The 21,825-nt window shown below is 38.0% G+C and carries 18 protein-coding genes; 7 read left to right on the top strand and 11 right to left on the bottom strand.

Features of this window, described 5'->3' with window-relative positions:
• Positions 1-3 precede the first annotated feature (3 nt).
• The 4 genes from MYP_RS08775 (at position 4) to MYP_RS08760 (ending at position 3,723) form a co-directional block, all read left to right on the top strand.
• Positions 4-1,194, top strand: a complete 1,191-nt coding sequence (locus tag MYP_RS08775) for a lipoprotein N-acyltransferase Lnb domain-containing protein (protein ID WP_045461751.1) — start codon at positions 4-6, stop codon at positions 1,192-1,194.
• On the top strand, positions 1,191-1,979 hold the full coding sequence (locus MYP_RS08770; RefSeq protein WP_045461748.1) for an inositol monophosphatase family protein: 789 nt from the start codon (positions 1,191-1,193) through the stop codon (positions 1,977-1,979). The genes MYP_RS08775 and MYP_RS08770 overlap by 4 nt, the downstream gene beginning before the upstream one ends.
• 404 nt (positions 1,980-2,383) lie before the next feature.
• Positions 2,384-3,172, top strand: a complete 789-nt coding sequence (locus MYP_RS08765; protein ID WP_045461745.1) for an inositol monophosphatase family protein — start codon at positions 2,384-2,386, stop codon at positions 3,170-3,172.
• Positions 3,173-3,528: 356 nt separating this feature from the next.
• Positions 3,529-3,723: a hypothetical protein gene (locus MYP_RS08760; RefSeq protein WP_156140433.1), complete on the top strand. Its 195-nt coding sequence runs from the start codon at positions 3,529-3,531 to the stop codon at positions 3,721-3,723.
• 1 nt (position 3,724) lies between these two features.
• On the opposite strand, the gene MYP_RS08755 is transcribed toward MYP_RS08760, so the two are convergent.
• Together MYP_RS08755 and MYP_RS08750 are read right to left on the bottom strand one after the other, a co-directional pair.
• Positions 3,725-5,668, bottom strand: coding sequence for a KUP/HAK/KT family potassium transporter (locus MYP_RS08755; RefSeq protein WP_045461739.1), 1,944 nt, complete (start codon positions 5,666-5,668; stop codon positions 3,725-3,727).
• 102 nt (positions 5,669-5,770) lie between these two features.
• Complete coding sequence (locus MYP_RS08750; RefSeq protein ID WP_045461735.1) at positions 5,771-7,399, bottom strand: glycerol-3-phosphate dehydrogenase/oxidase; 1,629 nt, start codon at positions 7,397-7,399, stop codon at positions 5,771-5,773.
• Between the two features lie 146 nt (positions 7,400-7,545).
• Between MYP_RS08750 and MYP_RS08745 the strand changes: the two genes are divergently transcribed.
• Positions 7,546-7,995 carry a DUF2267 domain-containing protein gene (locus MYP_RS08745; RefSeq protein ID WP_045461732.1) on the top strand — a complete coding sequence of 150 codons (450 nt, stop codon included), beginning with the start codon at positions 7,546-7,548 and terminating at the stop codon, positions 7,993-7,995.
• Positions 7,996-8,116: 121 nt separating this feature from the next.
• Here the strand turns inward: MYP_RS08745 and MYP_RS08740 are convergent, their stop codons facing one another.
• The 7 genes from MYP_RS08740 to MYP_RS08710 form a co-directional block, all read right to left on the bottom strand.
• Positions 8,117-8,785, bottom strand: coding sequence for a YiiX family permuted papain-like enzyme (locus tag MYP_RS08740; protein WP_045461729.1), 669 nt, complete (start codon positions 8,783-8,785; stop codon positions 8,117-8,119).
• Between the two features lie 79 nt (positions 8,786-8,864).
• Positions 8,865-10,586 (bottom strand): biosynthetic-type acetolactate synthase large subunit, encoded by a 1,722-nt coding sequence (gene ilvB / locus MYP_RS08735; RefSeq protein WP_045461726.1) that lies wholly within the window; start codon positions 10,584-10,586, stop codon positions 8,865-8,867.
• A 20-nt stretch (positions 10,587-10,606) separates the two neighbouring features.
• A complete protein-coding gene (ilvD, locus tag MYP_RS08730; protein ID WP_045461723.1) occupies positions 10,607-12,289 on the bottom strand; it encodes a dihydroxy-acid dehydratase in 1,683 nt (560 codons plus the stop codon).
• Positions 12,290-12,323: 34 nt separating this feature from the next.
• Positions 12,324-13,409: a 3-isopropylmalate dehydrogenase gene (gene leuB / locus MYP_RS08725; RefSeq protein ID WP_045461720.1), complete on the bottom strand. Its 1,086-nt coding sequence runs from the start codon at positions 13,407-13,409 to the stop codon at positions 12,324-12,326.
• A 42-nt stretch (positions 13,410-13,451) separates the two neighbouring features.
• A complete protein-coding gene (leuD, locus tag MYP_RS08720; RefSeq protein ID WP_045461717.1) occupies positions 13,452-14,063 on the bottom strand; it encodes a 3-isopropylmalate dehydratase small subunit in 612 nt (203 codons plus the stop codon).
• Between the two features lie 4 nt (positions 14,064-14,067).
• Positions 14,068-15,474, bottom strand: coding sequence for a 3-isopropylmalate dehydratase large subunit (gene leuC / locus MYP_RS08715; protein ID WP_045461714.1), 1,407 nt, complete (start codon positions 15,472-15,474; stop codon positions 14,068-14,070).
• 63 nt (positions 15,475-15,537) lie between these two features.
• Positions 15,538-16,686 (bottom strand): 2-isopropylmalate synthase, encoded by a 1,149-nt coding sequence (locus tag MYP_RS08710; RefSeq protein WP_081990452.1) that lies wholly within the window; start codon positions 16,684-16,686, stop codon positions 15,538-15,540.
• A 546-nt stretch (positions 16,687-17,232) separates the two neighbouring features.
• Between MYP_RS08710 and MYP_RS08705 the strand changes: the two genes are divergently transcribed.
• Positions 17,233-18,333, top strand: a complete 1,101-nt coding sequence (locus MYP_RS08705; RefSeq protein WP_045461711.1) for a vWA domain-containing protein — start codon at positions 17,233-17,235, stop codon at positions 18,331-18,333.
• A gap of 14 nt (positions 18,334-18,347) precedes the next feature.
• Positions 18,348-19,859, top strand: coding sequence for a magnesium chelatase (locus MYP_RS08700; protein WP_045461708.1), 1,512 nt, complete (start codon positions 18,348-18,350; stop codon positions 19,857-19,859).
• Between the two features lie 119 nt (positions 19,860-19,978).
• Here MYP_RS08700 and MYP_RS08695 read toward each other — a convergent pair whose 3' ends face one another.
• Entirely contained in the window at positions 19,979-20,848 is an 870-nt protein-coding gene (locus MYP_RS08695) for an aldose 1-epimerase family protein (protein ID WP_045461705.1), read from the bottom strand.
• Positions 20,849-20,993: 145 nt separating this feature from the next.
• Complete coding sequence (locus tag MYP_RS08690) at positions 20,994-21,767, bottom strand: TerC family protein (protein WP_045461702.1); 774 nt, start codon at positions 21,765-21,767, stop codon at positions 20,994-20,996.
• Positions 21,768-21,825: the final 58 nt, after the last annotated feature.

The raw sequence follows: 21,825 nt of genomic DNA, 5'->3' as shown, positions 1-21,825 counted from the left end.
CGAATGATGAAAAAATTCTGGCTGCTGCTATTATCCGCATTTATCCCATTCATATCTTTTTCAATACCCCAACTTTCCCCCTATGCCAAGGTAAGTCTGATCACGGTTTCTCCAGGACAAGAGTTATATTCAAGCTTTGGTCACAGCGCGATCTGGATTAAAGATGATTCCAATCACATAGATAAAATTTATAACTACGGCACTTTCGACTTCGATACTCCCGGATTTTATTCGAAGTTTGTCAGAGGAAAGCTTTTGTATATGCTTTCCGTTTCCAGATCTGACTATCTGATTTATGGAGCAGAACAGGAGCAAAGATCTGTGATAGAACAGCAGCTTAACATGACTTCATCACAAAAGCAAAAGCTTTATAATTTTCTGGAAATAAACTATTTGCCTGAAAACCGATACTATAAATACGACTTCTTTTATGACAATTGTTCTTCAAGGTTAAGAGATGCCTTTAAAGCTGCGTTGGGAGATTCACTTCAATTTAAAAATATAGCTTTTAAAAATCAAAGCTTCAGGCAATTGATAGATCCATACCTTGTAAATAAGCAGTTTCAGGACCTGGGGATGGATCTCGGTCTTGGAGCACCGGCAGACAGGATTGCTACTCCTTCACAATATATGTTTCTCCCGGATCACCTCATGAATGCCATAGGCAATGCTACTGTGCTTTCTGATTCAGGGAAAACCGCATTTGTAGCCAGGAACAACGTTCTTTTTAAAGCAAATCAACCCAAGGAAGAGAGCATGTTAGTGACACCTGCAATGGTATTCGCTATCCTTCTATTGATCGGGGGCTTCTCTACTTTTGTTACCTGGAAAAAAAGACCTCAAAAATTTACAATGGATGGAATCCTGTTTCTGATACTTGGCCTATTCGGTCTCTTGCTGTTGTTTCTTTGGTTTGGCACAGATCATAAAGTAACTGTCCACAACTGGAATATAATATGGGCATTTCCAACGCACATCATAGTTGCCATACTTCTATTCAAAAAGAAAAGAAGCTTCAGCACCGGTTATTATTTCCTTTTTAATGGAATAGTAGTTCTGATATTTACTGCGTGTATTTCCATCCTTCCTCAGGAAATAAATATGGCCATTGTTCCATTGCTCCTGCTTATTATCATTAGGTCCTTCACCCTTTATTATAAAATCACAAAAAGAAGAAATTACTACCCTATATGAATCTGGAACATCTTTGCCTTGAAGTAATCGCATTAACCAAAGAAGTACGCAACTTCATTAAGCATGAACTTGAAAATTTTGACCTTTCAAAAATTGAACATAAAGGAAAAAATGACTTGGTATCATATGTTGACAAGCAGTCGGAAACCATGCTTGTAAAGGGTTTAAAAGATATACTTCCTGAAGCCGGCTTTATCACTGAAGAAGCAACTATCAACAGGGAAGAAAAAACCTACACCTGGATCATAGATCCTCTGGATGGAACAACCAACTTCCTGCATAAGGTGCCATCCTTTTCAATCAGTGTAGGATTGATGACAGAAGGAAGAATAATCGTGGGAGTGGTTCATGAAGTGAACCTAAATGAATGTTTCTATGCTTGGGAAGAAGGGGGAGCGTACTTAAACGGAACCCAGATTTTTGTCAATACAAATACCAAACTTGAAGAATCTCTTATCGGAACAGGATTTCCCTATAGTTTGCTTGACAAAACCGATGTTTATTTCGAAATTATAAAAGAATTCGTAAAAAAGACTCATGGCGTCAGAAGGTTAGGCTCTGCAGCTGTTGACTTAGCTTATGTGGCTTGCGGTAGATTTGATGGTTATTTTGAATTCAATCTCAAAATCTGGGATATAGCTGCCGGCATTCTGCTCGTTAAAGAAGCTGGAGGAACAGTGACTGATTTTAAGGAAGGAAATGATTATCTGTCTGGTAAAGAAGTTTTAGCCTGCGGAAAAGCATTTGAAGAAATCAGCGCCGTGATCAAACAAAGATGGAGTTAATCACACTACTAATAAATATTAATATGCAAACCTTTTTGATTGGAGTTTTATTTATTTTGTCTTTAGCATATTTAATCAGGCTAGGATATAGAAGCTTTAGTCAAAAAGGACATTGTAACAAAGGCTGTTCCTGCAGTTCAGTTGATTTGAAAAAAATTGAGAAAGAACTATCTCAAAAACAATTGTAAAAATCCATTTTTTTAAATATTCGACTGACGAATATTAAAGCATCTACTGATTTTGAAGCCAGATTTTTGTGAAATAGCATCAAAGCTCTTTGATTGCTTCTGCGAAATTTAAGCAGATTTTTCCCCTGAAAACAATTCAGAATAAATAGCATTTTACTATTAGAAAGTCAATCTTAATGATTTGCCTTCTTTAAAATTTACCAAAGAAAAACTGCTATGAATCTGGAGCATATCTGCCTAAAAGTAGTCGATTTGACCAAAGATGTAATGAACTTTCTAAAGAAGGAACAGGAGGAATTTGACCGCTCAAATATTGAGTTGAAAGGCAAAAATGACCTTGTATCTTATGTCGACAAACAATCAGAAATGCTACTTGTCCGAGGATTGAAAGAAATTCTTCCTGAGGCTGGCTTTATCACTGAAGAAGCGACGATTTCCCAAGAAGAAAAAAAATATACATGGATTATAGATCCTTTGGATGGGACCACGAATTATCTTCATAAGATGCCTCTTTTTTCCATCAGTGTAGGTTTGATGTCAGAAGGCAGAATAATTTTAGGGGTGGTTCATGAAGTAAACCTGGACGAATGTTTCTATGCCTGGGAAGGAGGTGGAGCTTTCTTGAATGGAAATAGGATATTTGTGAATGATAATACTGCACTTAAAGCCTCTCTTATCGCCACAGGATTCCGATATAAGCAGCTTGATAAAACAGAAGCTTATTTCAATATTATTAATGAATTTGTTAAAACCACCAATGGTGTAAGAAGGTTAGGCTCGACAGCTGTAGATCTTGCCTATGTGGCATGCGGAAGACTTGACGGGTGTCTGGAGTATAACCTCAACAGCTGGGATATAGCTGCCGGTGTTTTGCTTGTTAAAGAAGCTGGTGGTGCTGTGACTGATTTTACCGGAGGGAATGATTTTCTTTCAGGAAAAGAAGTTTTAGCCTGCGGAAAAGCATTTGAAGAAATCAGCACTGCCGTGAAAGATCGCTGGAATTAGTTTTAGCTGAATATCGAAGACTTTGCATTATTTACCATTTCACACTTAAAACATGTGACCAAAAGGTTTTCATAAATGCTTTCCTTTGCTTCACACCATTTGGCTAAAGGAACTTTTAAATATGACCTGAAATAATTTTTATCTTTTTCTAAAGCTTAGAAATTGAATTTTTTTTAGTTCTGCCCCACAATCAACAGACATTTTATTCGTTTTCGTACATGACCCTATTGGAAAACCACAACAACACAACAACATATTTTACTGATTTTGTGAAACTTGCAATTTGACTCTTAAAACATTTTAAAGTAAATTAAGCTTTTCATATGAGGAAGTTCAACTTACAAAATATAAATATTATGGAAAATCCAGAAAATAAAACCAACCGTAAGGAGGGTTTCAGGAAACCGCTTACAATTTTCGAAGCAATAAAAAATATTCCTTCGGAAGAAACTTCTGGAAATATCGAAGTGTCTTCCAAAGAAAAAAAAGAAAAGAAAACTAAAGAAAGAACCTTTAAGGATTTTCTATTCCCTACCTGGATGCTATTTTAATTTATTCTATTCTCCTCAGGTCGAAATGCTCCATTGGTGAAATTACTAAAGGCACCTTTTCTACTGACACAGAACTGGTGTCCAGGCCAAATGCGCTTGTTTCAGACAAGCTGATTTCTTTCAGTATAAAATAGCTGTTCATAATCAGCCTTTCATCCGCTGACAAATCATTATCATGACTCAGGTGTTTCTCAAGCACAACAAACCTGAAATCTCCTATAACATTTCTTTTGGAAAGTGAAGTATACCGGCTGGTAAAATCCACTTCTTTGTTTGCGACCAGATCCTCAACAACTTTTCTGAAGAAGAGGTTAATCCTGTGTTCTACTCTAAAACCCAGTCTGAAATCTACACGAATTACATCATTCGGCTCCAGGAACTTCACTTTATATTCCATGGTATAGGGTTCGTCAAGAACGTCAATATGGAGAAACCAATAAATATCTGCTCTTTTGGGCTGTTTCTGAAAAATTGAATAGATTACCTTTGATTCTATTTCTTTAATGCTATTGGCACTGGTTAAGTATACAAGGTGAGTAGCATATTTAGGAATAGAAAGGTCATTACTGAGTTCTTTAAGAAGAGGGATATAATCATCCAGCTTAATAAATTCAGTAAGTCTGTTTTTGATTTTACGTGCGGCATACCATGTATACATTACATATATCAGAAGGCCACTGATCAAGAGTGTAACATAACCACCATGCATGAATTTAGTAAGGTTACCAACAAGGAATGTGAGTTCAATTGCCATGTAAACTACAAAAACCAATGCCACCCAGAAGAAAGTCACCTTTCTTACAAAATATAGGTAAAAACAAAGTAGCATGGTGGTTACGATCATGGTAATATTGATAGCAAGACCATAAGCAGCTTCCATTTGAGAAGACTCTTTAAAATACATCACAATACCAATACACCCTGCAAGCATCAACCAGTTGATACTTGGTACATAAATCTGGCCTTTCATGATGGTAGGAAAACTAAGCTTTACCTTTGGCCACAAATTCAATCTGATGGCTTCAGAAATAAGTGTAAAGGATCCGCTGATTAATGCCTGAGAGGCAATAATAGCTGCCATTGTTGCTACACCAATTCCAATCGGAAGAAACCATTGAGGCATTACTGCATAAAAAGGATTCCTTCCATTCAAGAAACCTCCTGAGCTATGTAATATCCATGCTCCCTGCCCCATATAATTCAACAACAGACATGATTTTACAAAAATCCATGAAATTCTGATATTGGGTCTTCCACAGTGCCCAAGGTCTGAGTATAATGCTTCCGCCCCGGTAGTACAAAGAAATACAGCACCTAGAAGCCACAAGCCTCCTGGATAATTCATCAAAAGATTGTATGCATAGTATGGATTGATACATCGCAATACATGAGGATACTGCATTACTTCTTTTATTCCCATTGTTGCAAGCATGCAAAACCATATGAACATGATAGGGCCAAAAGCGTTACCCATGAACTTAGTCCCAAGCCCCTGAATGACAAAAAGAAAAACCAGTATACAGATAACAATCGGTATTGTATTTATCTCCGGATTAAAGATCCTTAAACCTTCAATGGCAGAGGAAACAGAAATTGGAGGCGTAATAATACCATCAGCAAGCAACATGCTTCCACCAATCATTGCGGGGAATACCAAATAAGGACTTCTTCTGCGGATCAGAGCAAATAAAGAGAAGATTCCGCCTTCACCATTGTTATCTGCTCTAAGTGTAAGTATAACATATTTGACCGTAGTCTGAAGTGTCAAAGTCCAGAATACACAGGATAAACCTCCCAGCACCAGATCTTCATTTACTTCGCTGCCACCTATTACCGCTTTCATTACGTATAGGGGTGACGTTCCGATATCACCATAAATAATCCCAAGCGTAATTAATAAACCGGCAAAACTGACTGTGTCAACTGCGTACTTTGAGCTTTTCATAAGAAACTAATAATGCCGCAAAATTAACATTTTGCAGCGTTTGCGGAAATTAAAACAGGAGGAATACTTTTCTTCACTAAAATTCAAAATTTATTTGGCACCTTAAAAATTAAGCAACAGATTGTCAATCAATTTAAAACTTTTCTCCTTCACAATGTCCGACCATTGAAAGTAATTGGCAATGTGATTTATAACAGCTTCTTTATGATCTCTAACCTCTAGAATATCAAAATAAAGAGCTCCAGTCCTCCTGACAAAAAAATCTTCAGCCCCTGCAATCATTTCTTCTTCGAGACAATATTGAAGTTGGATACTCCAGTACAATGGAAGTCCACTTAAAGGTACTCCATTCGCAAAATTTAAAACCTTTCCTGTATTCGATCCGAATCTGTAAAAGATCTTTTCCGTCTCTTTAGCAGAAAGACCAATTTTATCCCCTTCTTTAATAAAAAAGGCCAGGACATTCTCAATATTCTCAGAAAACTTCCCGCCGGCAAGCTGTATTTCAGCTGTCTGACAACTACCAATGTCTTTACTTCTTTCGGCTTTAATTCTTTTTCGGATGATATCTACTACCTTTTCTGCCATCTTTCTATAACCTGTTAGTTTTCCTCCGGCGATGGTTATTAGTCCGCTTTCATATTCAAATACTTCATCTTTTCTGCTAATTGCTGAGGGCGACTTTCCTTCCTCCCTCACCAACGGTCTGAGTCCGGCCCAGCCAGATTCTATATCAGAAAGCTCTAAATTTACATTGGTAAAAATCTGATTTGTCGCATTTACCAGATATTGACGATCTTCAAAAGTGATTTCCGGATTAATCATATCTCCTGTATAAAAAGTATCTGTAGTGCCAATGTAGGTCTTACCCTCCCTCGGAATAGCGAAAACCATTCTTCCATCAGGTACATCAAAATATACAGACTGGCTTATTGGAAGTTTCTTATGATCAACTACAATATGAACTCCTTTTGTATGGATGATTTTTGACTTTTTAGAAGATTGATCCAAAGCATCTGTTTCATCAACCCATGGACCTGTTGCATTAATTACATAATCTGCATTAATAGAAAATGTTTCTTCTGTAATCAGATCTTTAGCCTTAACACCAACAATCATTCTTTCAGCGTTAAATAACATCGTTTCTGCCTTCAGATAATTGATAGCAAGTCCACCCCGGAGCATCCCTTCCTTTATTATTTCAAAAGTAAGACGAGAATCGTCAGTCCTGTATTCATAATACAAAGCACCACCAATAGTCATAGTTCTGTCAAGCAATGGCTCTATTTTCAGAACATCATCAGCAGAAAGCATAATCCGGCGTTCACCCTTTTTTACACCTGCAAGAAAATCGTATAACCAAAGTCCGAACCTAGCTCCTAGCTTGCCAATGCTTCCCTTTTCAGTCAGAGGCAATAACATTCTTTCAGCAACAGTCAGGTGAGGAGCGTTTTTATGTACAATTGCTCTCTCTTTACCAACTTCTGCGACAAGGGCAAACTCTAACTGCTTGAGATATCGCAATCCTCCATGAATAAGCTTTGTAGAACGACTGGAAGTACCTTGTGCAAAATCCTGCATTTCAATCAAGGCCGCCTTCAGTCCTCGAGTTTGGGCATCTAATAGAATACCTGCCCCTGTAATCCCACCTCCAATAATCAATACATCGAACTTTTCATTTTTCAAACGACTGTTGAACAAACCTCTGTTTTTATTGCTGAAACCTATCATAAAGCATATACTCCTTTGCCGGCTTAATATAATTCGTTAAAAACTAATTTTTCAACGGGATTTGAACCATTAAGTTATTCTTCAGACAATCGATATCAAGGGAACGAATATATTCCTACGCTGTTTTCAAATAAAGGGGAGGTAATATGTCTATTCATTTTGATAAATTCGCTTCTGACGGAAACGCTTTTATAAAAGAACTCTGTATGCGGTTCAACTATCCGGACAGAAGAAAACAGGCTTGTATAATAGTCAGAGCTGTTTTACATACGTTAAGAGACAGTATCACAATTCCGGAATCACTTAATGTACTTTCTCAATTGCCAATGTTTTTAAAAGCTGTTTATGTAGAAAATTGGAAATACAGGGAAAAACCGAGAAGACATAAAAACATTGAAGATTTTACAAGAGCTGTTGAGGAAGAACAAAGAGCTTATGGAGAAAGTCGGTTTGATTGGGATATTTCTACGGAAGAAATAGTTAGAACAGTTCTAGACAGCCTTGGCAAATATATTTCTGAGGGAGAATTCGAAGATATTGCGGCAGAACTGCCACAGCCACTGAAGGATCTGGTACAGATTAAAATCAAAACATAAATTTCTTAAAGCAAAATAGCTTGAAAAGACTGACTGAAAAAAATCAGCTCCCTCTCTCTCATTGAATCTATAAGCTTTCAGTCAGTCTTCATTAAAAGAACTGTAAAATTTTATTTATTGTTTATTTCAGGTTATTTTTCTCAACGACATACAATAATTTAGACTCTGCAAGATCTGAAGGTGCAACCACCAGCTCATCTAGTGGAGGATTTTTTCCATACCTCATTTCCAATACTGCTCTTACTTCTGGCGAACTAAGATCAAAATCCTTCATCTTCTTCAACGGACAGAGTTGCAATTTAAAAGCCCTTTGGTATATCTTCCAGACAAGTTCAGAACAATATAACTGGTCGTCAGACCAGTTAAAAAAAATGTCACAGTGCTTTCCAAGCATCTCTTTTGCAAACTTCTTTGCTGTAGAAACATTTGTAGCAATCAGGTATTTATCACGATCTTTCAACCTCATGACAGTATAAAAACCGTTATTACCTCTTTTAATCCATTCATCAAGCGGAGTCATACAAACAGGCTCAACAGCTTCCAATACGAATTCCTTCCCTTTTTCCAGAGTAATAATTCCAACATGACTGAATTTTGAACGTGTAGCAAGCTTCGCTGCCCTGCATTGATCAGAATCCAGGTTTTGAAAAATGATGTCTCCTTCTAAAAATTGTCCCTTTTGTATCTTTTTATCAAAACTATTATAAACCTCTTCTCTTGCTGTTGAAACATAACTAAAAATAGAGAGAGCAATAAGTACAGCCAAAAACAATAATGTTTTATTTCTCATACTGTTGATAGACAATTTCAAGCTTACCCCTAAACAAAAAAACCGGAAATAATCCGGTTTTTACTTTATTGAAAATATATTATTTTGTTATCTTTTCTTTCACTGGGTGAACCGGATAATAAATTGTATCGGATAAGCTTGTACCTGGAGCAACCATTGGGAGCACATTCTCTTCTTTCTTAACCTTTGCATGGATTAAGAACGGCTTATCCTGATTATGTGCTTTGTTTACTGCCGCTTTTAGCTGGTCAACAGATTCAACACTTACAGCGTCCATGCCAAATGCTTTTGCCAGTAATACAAAGTCAGGATTCTGAAGTTCAACACCAGAATAGTTCTTTGCATAGAACTGTTCCTGCCATTGACGAACCATTCCGAGATATGAATTATCGAGCAGCAATATTTTTATTGGCCACTTCTCCTGTACACAAGTCATTAATTCCTGAATATTCATCTGGAATGAACCATCACCGGTGATACACCAAACATCTTTGTCAGGAGCTGCAGCCTGAGCACCCATTGCTGCTGGCAACCCAAAACCCATCGAACCTAAACCACCTGAAGTAAGGAAGTGGTTTGGCTGCATTCTTACAATATACTGAGCAGCCCACATTTGGTGCTGACCAACATCCGTTGTTACAATTGCATCAGGAGCCAACATATCTTCCAGCACCTTTATAGCTGTTACTTCATTGAAATCAGTGTAATCAGGCAGTAGAATAGGGAACTCTTCCCTTGATTCATTAAGATTCATCAGCCATTCGGCACGTGCTTTGCAATTTTCAGAATCTCTTGTATCTGGCAGCTGCGGTAAAACCAGTTTCAGATCTCCATGAAGGAAAACATCAGTTTTTACATTTTTGCCATGCTCGCTTTTATCGATATCGCAGTGAATAATTTTTGCTTTAGGAGCAAAAGTTGCAAGAGTACCTGTAATTCGGTCATCAAAACGAATTCCTAAAGCAATGATCAAATCTGATTCCTGAACCGCAAGATTAGCATATTTCATTCCGTGCATCCCAAGCCATTGGAAAAACAAGGGATCATTATACTCCATCGCTCCGGTACCAAGGATTGTAGAGATCACAGGAATATTTTCTCGATGAACAAACTCTCTTAGTTCATTCCAGGATTTTGCCAACAACACACCATGACCAGCAATTACAAGAGGTTTCTTTGCATTTTTGATTAATGTAGTTGCCTTATGAATATCTTCATTCGTCACCAAACATTTTTTAGGAGGCTGAGGCTTTTCAAAATGTTGCTCCCAGTCTTCATCAAGATCTATGTAATTTCCCTGTACACTTCTTGGAATGTCTATAAGTACAGGACCAGGGCGCCCCTCGATACTTACTCTGTAAGCTTCCTGAAAAATAGAAGCCGCATCCTCAAGTTTGGTAATAAGATACGTCTTTTTAGTAATAGGAATGCAAATTCCAGTTATATCAGTTTCCTGAAATGCATCCGTTCCAACAAGATGAAGAGCAACTTGTCCGGTAATCGCAATCATTGGAACTGAATCGGCGTATGCGTCAGCAATACCAGTAACAAGGTTTGTTGCTCCTGGACCGGAAGTTGCAAGGCAAAATCCAGGCTTGCCTGCCACTCTCGCATAACCGTTAGCAGCAAAAGATGCTCCCTGTTCGTGACGAACAAGCACGCTATTTAATCTGCTGAACGCTAAAGCATCATATATTGGCAGTATCGCTCCGCCAGGGTATGCAAACAAATCTTCTGCCCCTAAAAGCTCGATAAGTTTAACAATGTATTCGGCACCTCTTAATTTAATTCTGGTCTTCATAAATTGCGGGTTGACTGTCTCTATTTAATTTCATCTGTCACACATCCCTCTGAAGCGGAAGAAACCGTTTTGAGGTATTTGTATAACAGACCTTTATTTGCTTTATATGCTGGTTTAACCCAGGCACTTTTTCTTTTCTGAAGTTCCTCGTCGGAAACTAAAACATCTATCGTGTTGTTGACAGAATCAATTATAATTTTATCTCCATCTTTGACAAGTCCGATTGGACCGCCTTCCTGAGCTTCAGGAGTGATGTGACCAACCACAAAACCATGAGTTCCACCAGAGAATCTACCATCTGTAATTAATGCTACTGAATTTCCTAGGCCTTGTCCGATGATAAGGGAAGTTCCTTTAAGCATTTCAGGCATTCCAGGAGCTCCTTTAGGGCCTACATAGCGGATTACGACAACATTACCGGCCTTTACTTCACCCTTCTCGATACCCAGGTTCATATCTTCTTCAGAATCATAAACCTTGGCAGTTCCTTCGAAACGCTCCCCTTCTTTACCAGTAATTTTAGCCACTGATCCTTCCGGAGCAATGTTTCCGTAAAGAACCTGTAAGTGACCTGTAGGTTTAATAGGATTGCTCAATGGGTAAATAATATTCTGATCTTTAGGAAGGTCAGGATAGCTCTCCAGATTTTCTTTTACAGTCTTTCCTGTAATGGTCAGACAATCACCATGAAGAAGCCCTTCTTTCAACATCATTTTCATGACAGAAGGAAGACCTCCTATGTTGTCCATATCTTCCATCATATACTTACCGCTTGGCTTAAAGTCAGCAAGCATTGGAGTTTTATCAGACAGATCCTGAAAATCTTTCAGCTTAAACTTTACATCTGCTGCTTTTGCGATAGCCAGGAAGTGAAGGATCAGATTGGTTGAGCCTCCTAATACCATTGCTACTCTCACTGCATTGGTAATAGATTCATATGTAATGATATCCTTAGGCTTAATATCTTTTATCAGAAGATTTTTAATCGCCTCACCTGCATTAAAACACTCCTGTTTTTTCTTATCACTTAATGCAGGTGCAGAAGAACTGTATGGCAAAGACATACCCAAAGCTTCAATTGCAGAAGCCATTGTATTTGCAGTGTACATACCACCACATGCACCTGCTCCGGGACAAGCATTCTGAATAACACCTTTAAAATCCTCTTCAGAGATTGTCCCTGCGAATTTTTTCCCTAATGCTTCAAATGCAGAAACAATGTTTAATTTTTCACCTTTCCAGTTTCCGGCTTTGATTGTACCACCGTAAACCATCAGCGATGGTCTGTTCAAACGAGCCATTGCGATCAACGCTCCAGGCATGTTTTTATCACAACCCATGATCGTAACCAATGAATCATAGTAATGCGCTCCTGCAATCGCTTCGATACTGTCAGCTATAACATCCCTTGAAATAAGGGAATATCTCATTCCGGGAGTGCCCATTGACATACCGTCACTCACTCCTATTGTATTAAACTGAAGTGGTTTTAAACCGGCTTTGGTAACTCCTTCTTTAACCCACCCAGCAAGAGTATTCAAGTGCATATTGCAAGTGTTACCTTCGTAACCTGTACTTGCAATTCCCACCTGAGCTTTACTCATATCTTCTTCCGTAAAACCGGCACCATACATCATTGCCTGAGAAGCAGGCTGTGTAACATCCTGAGTTAATCTTGAGCTCGTTTTATTTATGTTTTCCATTGAAATTCCTGTAATAAATTTTGTTATCCTTTGTTTAAACAGCCAACAACTCTTTCTTTTTGGTTTTGATCAATTCAGCAACTTTGTCACCGATCTGAGTAGTTGTAAACTTAGAATCTTTCTGGATATCAGAAGTAACGATACCTTGATTCAAACACTCTTCAACTGCTTTTCTGATCAAAGAAGCTTCTTCGCTTAAACCAAAAGAAGTTTCCAACAACATTGCAGCAGAAAGTATTGCACCATTTGGATTAGCAATATTTTTGCCTGCAGCTTCAGGATAAGATCCGTGAATCGGCTCATAAAGGGCAGTTTTGCTACCTACAGAAGCAGATGGCAACATCCCTAAAGAACCCGTGATAACAGAAGCTTCATCAGTGAGGATATCACCGAACATGTTCTCTGTTAGCACTACATCAAAGAATTTAGGATTCTGGATGATCTTCATTGCCGCATTGTCTACGAACATGAAATCAAGTGTTACATCAGGATAGTTTTTAGCAAACTCTTTCACAACTTCTCTCCAAAGTCTTGAAGTTGCAAGCACGTTAGCTTTATCTACGAGGGTAACTCTTTTATTTCTCTTCTGAGCAGCTTCAAAAGCAAGCTTGCTTATTCTTGTTATTTCTTCCTTTGAATAAGAACAGTTGTCGAACGCAATGTTTCTGTCTTCGCTTCTTCCTTTTTGTCCGAAATAGATACCACCTGTAAGCTCTCTGAAAACAACGAAATCCACTCCATCAACAAGATCAGCTCTGAGAGGAGAAGAGTTTGCTAAAATTTTATAAGTATTGATCGGTCTTATGTTTGCGAACAAACCAAGGCTTTTTCTCATTGCAAGAAGACCTTGCTCTGGCCTAACCGGAGCGTTAGGATCATTATCATATTTAGGGTGACCGATAGCACCGAAAAGAATTGCATCAGAAGCCTGGCAGGTTTTGAATGTTTCTTCAGGGAATGGATTTCCTGTTACATCAATTGCAATAGCACCAATTAAAGCTTCAGTATAAGTAAATTCGTGGCCATACACTTCTTCGATGGCTTTAAGAGCTTTAAGAGCCTGATCCGTTACTTCCGGACCAATACCATCTCCTTTAAGGACTGCAATGTTCTTTTTCATTTAAAAATTATTAACCGTTAATAGGAATTATTGGAGTATAAATTATTTAGAGATCAGACTTAAATATTTACTTCCTTTTTCGTAAGCCTCGATTTTGTCTTTAATACTTAAAAGGTAATCTATATCATCATATCCATTGATCAGACAAGTCTTCTTGTAGTCATTGATTTCAAAAGACTCTGAAACATTGTGACCAACGATTTCTATCTTTTGCTTCTCAAGATCTACATTAAGTTTTAAGTTTTTATCAGCTTGTACTTTTTCAAAAACTGTATTTAAAAACTGCTGAGAAACCTGAACAGGCAGAAGGCCATTGTTCAAAGCATTGTTTTTAAAGATATCTGCAAAAAAGCTCGATACTACCACTTTAAACCCAGCATCTGTAATTGCCCAGGCTGCATGCTCTCGGCTTGAACCGCAACCAAAGTTTTTACCTGCTACAAGGATTTTTGAGCCTGCAAAATCCTGATTGTTTAACACAAAATCTTTTTTCGGATTGTTCTGCTCATCATATCTCCAGTCCCTGAAAAGGTTGTCTCCAAAACCTTCTCTCGTAGTAGCTTTAAGAAACCTTGCAGGAATGATCTGGTCTGTATCGATATCCTCTATGGCAAGAGGAGTTATATTTGAAGTGATTGTTACAAATTTTTCCATGGAATTAATTTAGATTAAAGTCACGAACATCAACAATTTTACCGCTTACCGCTACTGCTGCCGCAGTTAATGGACTTGCAAGCAATGTACGTGCGCCTGGTCCCTGACGACCTTCAAAGTTTCTGTTTGAAGTCGACACACAGTATTCTCCTTTCGGCACTTTATCTTCATTCATTCCAAGACATGCAGAACACCCTGGCTCTCTAAGCTCAAAACCTGCTTCTGCCAATACTTTATCTATACCTTCTGCTATAGCCTGTTTTTCAACCTGCTTAGAGCCTGGTATTACATAGGCATTGATATTTGCAGCCTTTTTCTTTCCTTTTACGAACTCAGCTACCAATCTTAAATCTTCGATTCTAGAATTGGTACAGCTTCCGATGAAAACATAATTTACTTGTTTTCCAATAAGACTTGCTCCTGGTTGGAAATCCATATATTCAAGGGATTTCTTAAAAGAAAGTCTGCTTGCTGCGTCAATTTCAGTTTCAGCAGGAATATGTCCACTTACCTTGATTCCCATACCCGGATTTGTCCCGTAGGTAATCATTGGCTCAATATCCTCAGCCTTATATGTTAAAACCTGATCGAACTTTGCATCTTCATCAGAATATAAAGTCTTCCAGTAAGCAACAGCTTCGTCAAATTTTGCACCTTTAGGGGCAAACTCACGACCTTTGATATATTCGAAAGTAGTCTCATCGGGAGCAATCATTCCTCCCCTTGCACCCATTTCGATACTCATATTACAGATAGTCATTCTGGCCTCCATAGAAAGAGATCTGATGGCAGATCCTGCAAATTCCACAAAGTATCCGGTACCTCCAGCAGCGCTGATTTTAGAAATGATATAAAGGATAATATCTTTTGAAACAACGCCTTTTCCTAATTTACCATTGATCTCAATTTTCATGGTTTTAGGTTTGCTTTGCATCAGGCATTGAGTTGCCATTACCTGTTCCACTTCGCTGGTTCCGATACCGAAAGCAATTGAGCCAAAAGCTCCATGCGTTGAAGTATGGCTATCACCGCACACCATGGTCATACCTGGAAGGGTTACACCCAATTCAGGACCAATCACGTGAACGATACCCTGGTATGGGTGTCCCAAGCCGTAAAGCGTTACACCGAATTTATTGCAGTTTTCGGTCAGCTTTTCCACCTGCTGTCTGGATAAAGCTTCTTTTATTGGCAAGTGCTGATCTTTCGTAGGAACATTATGATCGGCAGTAGCAAGCGTATTCTGTAATCTGAAAAGAGAGATACCTCTTTTCTCAAGACCTGCGAAAGCCTGAGGACTTGTCACTTCGTGAACAAGATGTTTGTCAATATACAATACACTGGGTCCGCCTTTTATTTCAGTAACCACGTGTGCATCCCAGACTTTGTCAAATAAAGTTTTAGCAGCCAAGGCAATAGGGTTTTAAAATTTTATACTCTAAACTTTTTATTGATTTCTTTAACTAAAAGATTGTTAGCAGTAAGGAGCCATTAATTCTTTCAAATCAGCATCTTCTATCTGCTTTCTCTGATCAGCCATATCAAGGAATTTCTTGTAGACAAGATCCAGTTGTTCCTTTGAAAGCTGGTAACCAATAGTTGTAAGACGATGACTTAATGCTGCTCTCCCGCTTCTTGCTGTTAGCACAATAGAAGATGCATCGGCTCCGACATCAGAAGGGTCGATGATCTCGTAGTTCTCTCTATGTTTAAGGAAACCATCCTGGTGGATACCTGATGAGTGTGCGAAAGCATTTTTACCAACTATAGCTTTATTAGCCTGAACCGGCATTCTCATTAAAGAAGAGACAAGGTCGCTGGTTGGAACTAATTTTTTAGTATTGATACCGGTTTCAAGTCCAAGAGAAGGATGGCTTTTGATAATCATTGCCACCTCTTCAAGAGAAGTATTTCCTGCTCTTTCACCAATACCGTTGATAGTACATTCTACCTGTCTTGCACCATTTGCGAGAGCCGCAATAGCATTTGCAGTAGCAAGACCAAGATCATTGTGACAATGCGCAGAAATAATTGCTTTATCTACATTTTTAACATTGTCCATAAGAAACTTGATACGCTCTCCGAATTGCCATGGCAAAGTATATCCAGTAGTATCAGGAATATTAACAACTGTCGCACCTGCGGCAATTACAGCTTCAACCATTTGAGCAAGGAAAACAACATCAGCACGTCCGGCATCTTCGCAGAAAAACTCAACATCATCTACAAATTTGCGAGCATACTTTACAGCGGCAACTCCTTGTTCGATAACTTTTTCTCTAGTTGTTCTCAGTTTATACTGAATATGCATATCTGAGCTTCCGATACCTGTATGAATACGTTTTCTTTTGGCATATTTCAGGGCTTCAGCTGCACTATCGATATCCATTTCCTTTGCTCTGGTGAGCGCACAGACAATCGGTTCTTTCACCGCCTTACTGATTTCAACTACGGAGTTAAAATCTCCAGGGCTTGAAATCGGAAACCCTGCCTCAATAACATCAACACCAAGCTCTTCCAATGCTTTAGCAACCCTGATTTTCTCTTCAGTATTCAACTGGCAGCCTGGCACCTGCTCTCCATCTCGAAGTGTTGTGTCAAAAATAAAAACTCTTTTAGCCATAACTTTTTGTTTTCTCTACAGACGTGTAATTTTAATGAAAAGGCCATCCTCTTTTGTTGAGAATGGCCTTTTATATTTGTTTAAATGCCTCACCCAACTGAATATTTGACTTTCAGAAGGAGGGTTTTAAATAATATATCAAATGACTTAAACATTTTCTACTACCTGATAACACTTAACAGCTTGCCACAATTCCACATTTTTATGCGATAATAATTACAAATTTACTAAATATCATCAGCTATATATTAATTTTTAATGTAAAAAATGTATATATATACGGTTTCAAGTTAAAAATTTTATATAATCATCAATACCCAAAACGCTGTTATTAAATAAGTTGCACAAACATATCATTAAAAAAAATACAGTTTCAAAAGATGCACAAAACATTAAAATCCCATTGCAATCAGGCAATAACAGATCCTTTAGATTATCTGCAAAAAAACTTTGAATTGGGGCAAAATCATTCTAAATTAATGTGGTCTCGCACATAAAACTTTTACTTTTCCACCCATGTTAAAAGGTTAACTAGAATAACTCCAAATGAAGGGATTACGATTTTCAAAATTTACACCTCCGCCTAAGGGAGATTCAGGGTTTGACAACCTTTCAAAGGTTTTTTTCCAATTGCTGAATTATACCTCAGGGGATGTTTCCGAAGCACTTAACTGGATGAATGACCTTGACCGTCAACACGGAATGACTGATGACAGTTATGGAATGGGGGATTTTATCCGCGACTTGAACGACAAGGGCTTTATTAAAGAAGATAATTCCGAAAAAGGAACCTTTAAACTTACAGGCAAATCAGAACAGGTAATTAGAAGGAACGCTCTGGAAGAAATTTTCGGAAAATTAAAAAAGAATCAAAAAGGGAATCATAATACTTCAAAAACAGGATTGGGAGATGAGCCTAGCGCGGACATCAGACCATACCAGTTCGGAGACACACTGGATTCGATAAATATTACCGATTCACTTCACACTGCACAGATAAATCATGGTATTGACGAATTCAAACTTACCCATGAAGATCTTCAGGTTCAGGAAAAGGAACATAAATCTCAAACCAGTACGGTTCTGATGATAGATATTTCCCACTCCATGATATTATATGGAGAAGACAGAATTACTCCCGCGAAAAAAGTAGCAATGGCTCTGGCAGAACTAGTAAAAGTAAAATATCCTAAGGATACGCTTGATATAATAGTATTCGGTAATGATGCCTGGCCTGTTGAAATCAAAGACCTACCTTATCTTGAAGTAGGTCCCTATCATACAAACACTTATGCGGGATTGGAACTTGCAATGGACATTCTCAGAAGGAGAAAAACTAATAACAAGCAAATCTTTATGATCACAGATGGAAAACCAACCTGTTTGAAGGTAGGAACAAAATACTATAAAAACAGTTTCGGTCTGGACAGAAAGGTTGTAAATAAAACCCTTGAAATGGCGGGTCAATGCAGGAGATTAAATATTCCGATAACTACCTTTATGATTGCAAAAGATCCATATCTTCAGCAATTTGTTCAGGAGTTTACCAAAACAAATAATGGGCGTGCCTTTTACAGTTCTCTTACCGGACTTGGGGAATATATCTTCGAAGATTTTATTAGAAACAGAAAAAAAACAGTGAGATAATCACCTCTTAAACCATGAATCCTAACAGTCATATAAAAACACTCGGACAGCTAAAAGCTTCCGGGTATGCATCAAGAAGTGTAAAGGAAGAAATGCGGGAAAACCTGGTTCGGGCGCTCAGGGAAAAGAAAAACCTGTTCGGGGAAATCAAAGGATATGAGGAAACAGTAATTCCTCAGTTACAAACAGCAATTCTTTCAAGACACAACATCATACTTCTTGGATTAAGAGGACAGGCAAAAACTAAAATTGCCCGCCTGATGACGAACCTCCTTGATGAATATATGCCCATTGTAGCTTTCAGTGAAGCTAATGATGATCCATTGAACCCTTTGACTCGATATGCCAAAGATGTAATCGATGAAAAAGGTGATGAGACTCCGATTTCCTGGGTACATCGATCGGAAAGGTATACAGAAAAGCTTGCCACTCCGGATGTTTCCGTTTCGGACCTGATTGGGGATCTTGATCCGATTAAAGCGGCCTCTCTAAAACTCACCTACGCGGATGAAAGAGTTATTCACTTTGGCCTTATTCCAAGATCACACAGGAGCATCTTTGTAATCAACGAGCTCCCTGACTTGCAGGCAAGGATACAGGTAGCCTTATTTAATATACTTCAGGAAGGCGATATTCAAATAAGAGGTTTTAAACTGCGCTTACCTCTGGACATACAATTTGTATTCACTGCAAACCCTGAAGATTATACCAACAGGGGTTCTATCGTAACACCATTAAAAGACAGGATAGATAGCCAGATTCTGACACACTATCCTAAATCTCCGGAAGTTTCTAAACTAATTACTTCACAGGAAGCAAAATTAACCCCGTTTCAGAAAGAATGTATAAAAATGCCTGAACTTCTCAAAGACCTTCTTGAAAACGTTTCTTTCGAAGCCAGAGCAAGCGAATATATAGACCAGAAAAGCGGTGTTTCGGCAAGGCTTACCATTTCCGCTCTTGAAAATTTATACAGCACAGCGGAAAGACGCTTGCTGATCAACGGAGAAAACAGCACTTCAGGAAGGATAAGCGATCTTTTCGGCACCATTCCTTCAATTACCGGAAAAGTTGAATTGGTTTATGAGGGTGAATTAGAAGGTATTTCTAATGTTGCCTATTTTCTTGTTGGAAAAACAGTAAGAAAAGCATTTGAAAAAATTTATCCTTCACCTGAAAAGATTAAAAAATCCAAGAAAGATAATCCATACAAAAAAATCACTGATTGGTTTAGCGATGGAAATTATATAGACCTTGTCCAAAACATGTCTAATGCGGAATATGAGAAATCTCTTGAAAGCATTCCAGGTCTTAAAGAGACAGTTTTACATTATCAACCAGGATTAAGTAAAGAAGACCTGAATTTACAAATGGAGCTGTTATTGCATGGACTTGCCGAAACAAGCCAGATAAGTAAACAAAAGCTGGATGAAGGAATACAGTTTAAAGACCTCATGAGTACCATGTTTAATCTTGGTCCTGAGCCGGATGCAGATGAAACTGATTTTGGATTTGGCAGGAATTAGCACAATTATTAAGCTAAAAGCTTAGCATCTTTGCTATGGTATAATAATAGGCCCCTGACTTTGACTTTCATCAATATCAGGGGCCAAACTATATGCTTTACGCTTTTTGCTTTCAGCTTCTACTGCACATCTATTGAATATTCACATTTGAAAGTTTTCCCTTTTACAAGAGATCTCATTGCTTCTTTGTCCTTAAACTGACCTTCAAAACCGATTTGATCTGCTACTCCAAACCAAGGCTCCAGGCAAATAAACGGACCAGGTTTAGTCCATATGCCCAGATAAGGGAAGCCTGCAAAGTCCATGGTGATTTTATGAGAAGATTTTTTACTCTTGAGACTTACTACACTTGACTTCAGATCTTTGAAAATGATTGCATCTTTTCCCGTAAACAAATCTACCGAAAGAGGCAGAATGTTTTCATTGTTCAAGACAGGTTCCGACTTACCGTTAAGTAAACCATCTGTTAATAAATACCTGTTAACAGTTTCTTTTTTCTCAAATTCGAGATAATAATCAGAAAACTCTTCACCCTGTTCTATTGGGCAACGAAGGGCAGGATGTGCACCAATAGAAAAGTAGATGGTTTTATCATCTGTATTCTTAACTTCATAAGAAACGAGTAGTTTGCTTTTCTGAAGCTTGTACTCAATTGTCAATTCAAATTTATAAGGATAAAGCTTCAGAGTTTCTTCGGAGCTTGTAAGTTTATAAGTAAGGGATTGATCCTGCTGATCTACCAGGTCAAAATGCATATCTCTGGCAAAACCGTGCTGTGGCAATTCGTAAACCTGATCATCTGAATGATATTTATTTCCTGAGAGTTTTCCAACTATAGGAAACAATACCGGCGCTCTTCTCCCCCAGAAGGCCGGATCTCCCTGCCAAAGGAATTCTTTGTTTGCCATAGTCTTTTTAAGACTTATCAGTTCAGCGCCCGAGCTTTTCACGCTCACCTTAAGACACTCATTAATGAGGATTGCTACCATTTTTTTTATTGTCGGATCCGAGAGGATCAGTTAGGGTTATTAATTCTTTTCAAAAACACACAAAATGCAAGTTCCTGCAAAATACCTTCTGAGACATTTTGCAGGAACTACAAACTTAAAATTATTTTAATAAAAATCAGCGTTCTTAATTCAGCTTATCTTCTTCTTCCAGCTCCGGATTATTTCTCAGCTTGACAGGTTCTGATTTTCTCTTTGCACGCATATTAAGCATTTCAACACCCAAGGAAAACCCTATTGCAAAGTAGATATAACCTTTGGGAACGTGATAATGGAATGCCTCGGCCACAAGGAGGATCCCGATCAATAACAGGAATGAAAGAGCAAGCATCTTTATAGTAGGATGATCATTTATGAAATCGCTAATACCCTTAGCAAACAACAACATCACTACAATTGAAACAATAATTGCTGCAACCATAATCGGCATATCTCGATGTGGATCATTTACAAGACCAATCGCAGTTAAAATGGAGTCAAATGAAAATACTATGTCCAGAAGCACTATTTGAATAATTGCTGATAAGAGAGACAACTTTTTAGTTTTAGCTGATTGTTCTACTTCACCTTCAAGTTTTTCATGAATTTCCATTGTGCTTTTATAGACAAGGAAAAGCCCTCCTGCAAATAATATAATATCACGCAAACTAATCTCCACCTCATTGATTTCCATAACGGGTTTAGTAAACCCTACAATAATGGAAATAATCATCAGCAGGAAGACTCTTATAATGAGTGCAAGGCTAAGACCAATTAGTCTTCCTTTTTTTTGAGCTTCGACGGGTAGCCTGTCAGAGAGGATTGAAATAAAGATGATGTTATCAATTCCCAATACAACTTCCATTAATGAAAGCGTAAGAAAACTGATAATGCCTTCGGCAGTCAGAAATGGTTCAAACATTTTTTGAAAGAATTTTAATATAATCCTTAACGCAAATAACCGTTAAAAAGTGATTATT

Origin of the sequence: Sporocytophaga myxococcoides, assembly GCF_000775915.1 — a bacterium.
GTDB classification, from domain to species: domain Bacteria; phylum Bacteroidota; class Bacteroidia; order Cytophagales; family Cytophagaceae; genus Sporocytophaga; species Sporocytophaga myxococcoides_A.
This window is presented reverse-complemented; position numbering and strand designations above follow the sequence as displayed.